The sequence below is a fragment of the Actinomyces sp. HPA0247 genome (assembly GCA_000411415.1).
Taxonomy (GTDB): domain Bacteria; phylum Actinomycetota; class Actinomycetes; order Actinomycetales; family Actinomycetaceae; genus Pauljensenia.
The window spans coordinates 1-5,602 of sequence record KE150452.1 but is presented as its reverse complement, the minus strand read 5'-3'; the positions used below and the strand labels follow the sequence as shown (position 1 = coordinate 5,602).

General features: G+C 56.6%; 1 protein-coding gene and 3 rRNA genes. 1 reads left to right on the top strand and 3 read right to left on the bottom strand.

The annotated features are described in order from the left end of the window. Positions 1-212 (top strand): hypothetical protein (locus HMPREF1478_RS10725; RefSeq protein WP_016461591.1); only part of this gene is annotated, 212 nt, incomplete at its 5' end. 120 nt (positions 213-332) lie between these two features. On the opposite strand, the gene rrf is transcribed toward HMPREF1478_RS10725, so the two are convergent. The 3 genes from rrf to HMPREF1478_RS08105 form a co-directional block, all read right to left on the bottom strand. After that, positions 333-450: ribosomal RNA gene (gene rrf / locus HMPREF1478_RS08115) — 5S ribosomal RNA — on the bottom strand. A 126-nt stretch (positions 451-576) separates the two neighbouring features. Continuing rightward, positions 577-3,703, bottom strand: a 23S ribosomal RNA gene (locus HMPREF1478_RS08110). A gap of 324 nt (positions 3,704-4,027) precedes the next feature. Further along, a 16S ribosomal RNA gene (locus HMPREF1478_RS08105) occupies positions 4,028-5,567 on the bottom strand. Together the 16S, 23S and 5S rRNA genes form the textbook arrangement of a ribosomal RNA operon. Positions 5,568-5,602 lie beyond the last annotated feature (35 nt).

Sequence of the window (5,602 nt, the reverse complement as noted above, 5' to 3'; positions counted from 1 at the left end):
CCACGACGATCGTCACGCTGCTGGTAGCCACCACGACGGTCATCACGACGCTGGAAACCACCGCGATCCCCACGGTCCGAACGATCAGACTGGCGATCACGCCACTGGGGCTCACGCTTCTGGTATCCACCACGGCCGAATTCGCCGCGTCCTCGAGTCTCTTCTGCCATGGTGTCTATCCTCTATTCCTGCGCCACATGACGCTCTTGTGACTGGTGCGCGAAGCGCGTTCAACCACCCAATATTAGACGACTGGTGGTCACGGGGTGGTATTCAGCTGTAAAAACGAGAGGGACGGCACGCTTTCGCGGCCGACCCTCTCGTTACGTGTGTTGTGGCGGTGTCCTACTCTCCCACAACCTGGCGGTTGCAGTACCATTGGCGCTGCCGGGCTTAGCTTCCAGGTTCGGAATGGAGGCTGGGCGTTTCCCCGGTGCTATGACCACCACAAGAATTGGTGTTCAACACTCCCCTCACCGTGTTTGGTGGGGTGTGGGTTGATCGTGGTTTGTATAGTGGTTGCGGCTGTTTCGTTGCCTGGTTTTTGTTCACCCCAACGTTGTTTGTGTGTTGGGTGTTGTTTAGTGTTGGCCCATTAGTACCAGTCGGCTCACGAGCACCTCGCGGTGCTTCCACCTCTGGCCTATCAACCCGCTAGTCTGGCGGGGGCCTCTCACCCCACAGTGGGGGCGTGGAAACCTCATCTTGAAGCAGGCTTCCCGCTTAGATGCTTTCAGCGGTTATCCCTTCCGAACGTAGCCAACCAGCCATGCACCTGGCGGTACAACTGGCACACCAGAGGTTCGTCCATCCCGGTCCTCTCGTACTAGGGACGGCCCTTCTCAAGTTTCCTGCGCGCACAGAGGATAGGGACCGAACTGTCTCACGACGTTCTGAACCCAGCTCGCGTACCGCTTTAATGGGCGAACAGCCCAACCCTTGGGACCAACTCCAGCCCCAGGATGCGACGAGCCGACATCGAGGTGCCAAACCATGCCGTCGATATGGACTCTTGGGCAAGATCAGCCTGTTATCCCCGGGGTACCTTTTATCCGTTGAGCGACCACGCACCCACGTGCCATGGCCGGATCACTAGTTCCTGCTTTCGCACCTGCTCGACCCGTCGGTCTCACAGTCAAGCTCCCTTGTACACTTGCACTCGCCACCTGATTACCAACCAGGCTGAGGGAACCTTTGAGCGCCTCCGTTACATTTTAGGAGGCAACCGCCCCAGTTAAACTACCCACCAGGCACTGTCCCCAACCCGGATCACGGGTCTAGGTTGAGGTGACCGCTTGAACCAGAATGGTATTTCAACGACGACTCCACCACCGCTGGCGCGGCAGCTTCACAGTCTCCCACCTATCCTACACAAGTCCAAGCGAACACCAATACCAAGCTATAGTAAAGGTCCCGGGGTCTTTCCGTCCTTCTGCGCGAAACGAGCATCTTTACTCGTACTGCAATTTCACCGAGTTCGCGGTTGAGACAGCGGAGAAGTCGTTACGCCATTCGTGCAGGTCGGAACTTACCCGACAAGGAATTTCGCTACCTTAGGATGGTTATAGTTACCACCGCCGTTTACTGGGGCTTAAATTCACCGCTTCACACCCACAAGGAGTGTTGACGGTTCCTCTTAACCTTCCAGCACCGGGCAGGCGTCAGTGCGTATACATCGCCTTACGGCTTCGCACGCACCTGTGTTTTTGATAAACAGTCGCTTCTCCCTATTCTCTGCGACCCCACAACCCCACACCGCGCGCAAGGCACGGGGAAGTCACGGGGTCCTCCTTATCCCGAAGTTACGGAGGAATTTTGCCGAGTTCCTTAACCACGATTCACTCGAACGCCTCGGTATACTCTACCTGACCACCTGAGTCGGTTTAGGGTACGGGCGCGTTATGCCCTCACGTCGAGGCTTTTCTCGGCAGCATAGGATCACCACAAGTCCACACACGCGTGTGTCCCTCATCAGTTCTCACCCTCCATGCCCCCCGGATTTACCTGGGCGGCGGGCCACAACCTTAAATACGCACAACCATCGGCGCACTGCAGCTACCTGTCTGCGTCACCCCTGTTAACACGCTTGCCTACAATCACCGGGGCCCCAAGACCCACACACACCAACAAACCCGAAGGCTTAGTGGCGGCGTGAGCAAATTGGTTAGCACAATGACTTCAGCATGGGCGGTCATAACGCGGTACCAGAATATCAACTGGTTGTCCATCGACTACGCCTGTCGGCCTCGCCTTAGGACCCGACTAACCCAGGGCGGATAAACCTAGCCCTGGAACCCTTAGTCAATCGGCGCTGCGGATTCTCACCGCAGATTCGTTACTCATGCCTGCATTCTCACTCCCACACAATCCACCAGAAGTTCCCTCCAGGCTTCACCTCGTGCAGGACGCTCCCCTACCCAACAACACACCAGCACTCCAGTTCCTGGCGCCAGCATTGCGTGTTGTTGCCACAGCTTCGGCGGTACGCTTGAGCCCCGCTACATTGTCGGCGCAGAACCACTTGACCAGTGAGCTATTACGCACTCTTTCAAGGATGGCTGCTTCTAAGCCAACCTCCTGGTTGTCACCGCGACTCCACATCCTTTCCCACTTAGCGTACGCTTAGGGGCCTTAGCTGATGATCTGGGCTGTTTCCCTCTCGACTACGAAGCTTATCCCCCGCAGTCTCACTGCCGCGCTACACCTAATGGCATTCGGAGTTTGGCTGACGTCAGTAACCCATAGGGCCCATCGGCCATCCAGTAGCTCTACCTCCACCAGGGACCACGCGACGCTGCACCTAAATGCATTTCGGGGAGAACCAGCTATCACGGAGTTTGATTGGCCTTTCACCCCTACCCACAGTTCATCCCCCAGGTTTTCAACCCTGGTGGGTTCGGTCCTCCACACAGTCTTACCTCTGCTTCAACCTGACCATGGGTAGATCACCCCGCTTCGGGTCTAGAACACGCGACAAACGCCATCTTTCAGACTCGCTTTCGCTACGCATACCCCACACGGGTTAAGCACGCCACGTATCACTAACTCGCAGGCTCATTCTTCAAAAGGCACGCCATCACCCCACAAGGCTCTGACGGCTTACAGGCACACGGTTTCAGGTACTATTTCACTCCCCTCCCGGGGTACTTTTCACCATTCCCTCACGGTACTATGCACTATCGGTCATCAAGTAGTATTTAGGCTTACCAAGTGGTCTTGGCAGATTCACACGAGATTTCACGAGTCCCGCGCTACTCGGGTACCACACCCACACGCCCTGCCACCGGTCCGCTTACACGACTCTCACGCTCTACGGTCAGCCATCCCAGACTGTTCAACTCCCAGCAACAACACGCGCGACCCCCCGGCAGAAGGATCCGATGTGGCCCCACAACACCAAACACGCAACGGCCGCCGCCTCTCACACGCATCTGGTTTAGCCTCCTCCGCTTTCGCTCGCCACTACTCACGGAATATCTTTTCCTGCGGGTACTGAGATGTTTCACTTCCCCGCGTTCCCCCCACCACCCTATACACGTTCAGATGATGGTAACCCAGCACAACCCAGGTTAGGTTCCCCCATTCGGACACCCTCGGATAATAACGCTCGCTCGCCAGCTCCCCGAGGCATATCGCAGGCCGCAACGTCCTTCATCAGCTCTTGATGCCAAGGCATCCACCGAATGCCCAATAAAACTAAACAAAACACAAAAAACAGTACAGAACAAATATGCTCGCAACCACTATACAAATCACAAACAACCCACCACACACACCCAGACACCCAAACCACAAACGATCCAGGCCGGGCATGCAGGCAACCACCACAACAAGCGGCGGACGCTCACACGGTGTTGAACGTGAACCCGACAGTGTGCTCATCTGCTAAAAACTTTATATGCCCAACCCACGAAACGCACCCACACCCACCACCCACATCAGGTGGCGTACACATGCAGGCACAAGAAAACAACCACACACCCACAACAGGCGCAATGATCGTCCCCCACAAAACTGGGCTCCCTAGAAAGGAGGTGATCCAGCCGCACCTTCCGGTACGGCTACCTTGTTACGACTTCGTCCCAATCGCCAATCCCACCTTCGACCACTCCCCCCGCAAAAACGGTTAGGCCATGGGCTTCGGGTGTTACCAACTTTCGTGACGTGACGGGCGGTGTGTACAAGGCCCGAGAACGTATTCACCGCAGCGTTGCTGATCTGCGATTACTAGCGACTCCACCTTCATGGGGTCGAGTTGCAGACCCCAATCCGAACTGAGACTGGCTTTAAGGGATTCGCTCCACCTCACAGTATCGCAACCCTCTGTACCAACCATTGTAGCATGCGTGAAGCCCAAGACATAAGGGGCATGATGATTTGACGTCATCCCCACCTTCCTCCGAGTTAACCCCGGCAGTCCCCCACGAGTCCCCACCATCACGTGCTGGCAACATAGGGCAAGGGTTGCGCTCGTTGCGGGACTTAACCCAACATCTCACGACACGAGCTGACGACAACCATGCACCACCTGCACACGACCAACTAAATGCCACCACATCTCTGCAGTGTCGCCGTGCATGTCAAGCCTTGGTAAGGTTCTTCGCGTTGCATCGAATTAATCCGCATGCTCCGCCGCTTGTGCGGGCCCCCGTCAATTCCTTTGAGTTTTAGCCTTGCGGCCGTACTCCCCAGGCGGGGCACTTAAAGCGTTAGCTACGGCGCAGAAACCACGGGTGGCCCCCACACCTAGTGCCCAACGTTTACAGCGTGGACTACCAGGGTATCTAATCCTGTTCGCTCCCCACGCTTTCGCTCCTCAGCGTCAGTAACGGCCCAGAGACCCGCCTTCGCCACCGGTGTTCTTCCTGATATCTGCGCATTCCACCGCTACACCAGGAGTTCCAGTCTCCCCTACCGCACTCAAGTCAGCCCGTACCCACCGCACGCCCCCAGTTAAGCCAGAGGATTTCACGGCAGACGCGACCAACCGCCTACAAGCCCTTTACGCCCAATAATTCCGGACAACGCTCGCGCCCTACGTATTACCGCGGCTGCTGGCACGTAGTTAGCCGGCGCTTCTTTACCCACTACCCTCACCACAACCCAAAGCTGCGGCTTGACCATGAGCGAAAGAGGTTTACAACCCGAAGGCCGTCATCCCTCACGCGGCGTCGCTGCATCAGGCTTTCGCCCATTGTGCAATATTCCCCACTGCTGCCTCCCGTAGGAGTCTGGGCCGTATCTCAGTCCCAATGTGACCGGTCACCCTCTCAGGCCGGCTACCCGTCAAAGCCTTGGTAGGCCATCACCCCACCAACAAGCTGATAGGCCGCGAGCCCATCCCCCACCAGAAAAAACCTTTCCACCAACCCCCATGCGAAGATCAGTGAATATCCAGTATTAGCACCCGTTTCCGGGCGTTATCCCAAAGAAGGGGGCAGGTTACTCACGTGTTACTCACCCGTTCGCCACTCATCCACCCAGCAAGCTGGGCTTCAGCGTTCGACTTGCATGTGTTAAGCACGCCGCCAGCGTTCGTCCTGAGCCAGGATCAAACTCTCCGAACAAAAACAAAAACGTTAAAGCCCAGAAAAACCAACCA